Source organism: Cupriavidus basilensis (assembly GCF_029335485.1).
GTDB classification, from domain to species: domain Bacteria; phylum Pseudomonadota; class Gammaproteobacteria; order Burkholderiales; family Burkholderiaceae; genus Cupriavidus; species Cupriavidus basilensis_E.
Genome location: NZ_JARJLM010000727.1, coordinates 1 through 661, shown reverse-complemented (window position 1 = coordinate 661; position 661 = coordinate 1). Strand labels below are relative to the sequence as shown.

Below are 661 nucleotides of genomic sequence, written 5' to 3'. Positions count from 1 at the left end.
GCCCATCGGGGTGATCGGTGCCGGGCGCATTGGCGGCACGATTGGCGGACTGTGGGTGCGGGCAGGGCATCCCGTGTTGTTTTCGTCGCGTCACCCCGAAGCACTCCAGCCGCTGGTCGAGAAACTGGGGCCGCTGGCCCGGGCCGGGACGGTCACACAGGCGCTGGCCTTTGCCGACGTCATCTTCCTGGCCGTTCCCTACAAGGCCTTGCCGGAGATTTCGGCGGACTACGGCCGTCTGTTCGCCGGCAAGATCGTGGTGGATGCGACCAACGCCATCCGCGAGCGGGATGGCGAAGTCGCGGTGGAGGCGGCGAGCAACGGGATCGGCATCACCACCGCGAAGTACCTGCCGGGAGCGCGCATCGTTCGTGCCTTCAATTTCATGGGAGCGGCGAACTTCGCCCAGGATAACCACCGTGCGGAGGGCCTGATTGCGGTGCCGATCGCGGCCGACGACCCGGCGGCCTTGCGCATGGGGGCGCAACTGGTGCGCGATGCTGGTTTCGAGCCGGTGGTGGTGGGGCCGCTGGACTCGGCTGACAGCTTTGCGCCGGGCGGGCCGCTGTTCCACCAGATCGGTTCGGCCGAGGCGATGCGCCAGCGGATGGCCCAGGTAGCCAAATCGGGATGGAAGAGAGGGAGGGGAGGCGATGTCCAA

At 67.8% G+C, this 661-nt stretch carries 1 protein-coding gene; it reads left to right on the top strand.

The window, feature by feature from the left end:
• Positions 1-4: 4 nt before the first annotated feature.
• On the top strand, positions 5-661 hold a 657-nt coding region (locus tag P3W85_RS44850), incomplete at its 3' end, for an NADPH-dependent F420 reductase (RefSeq protein ID WP_276269573.1).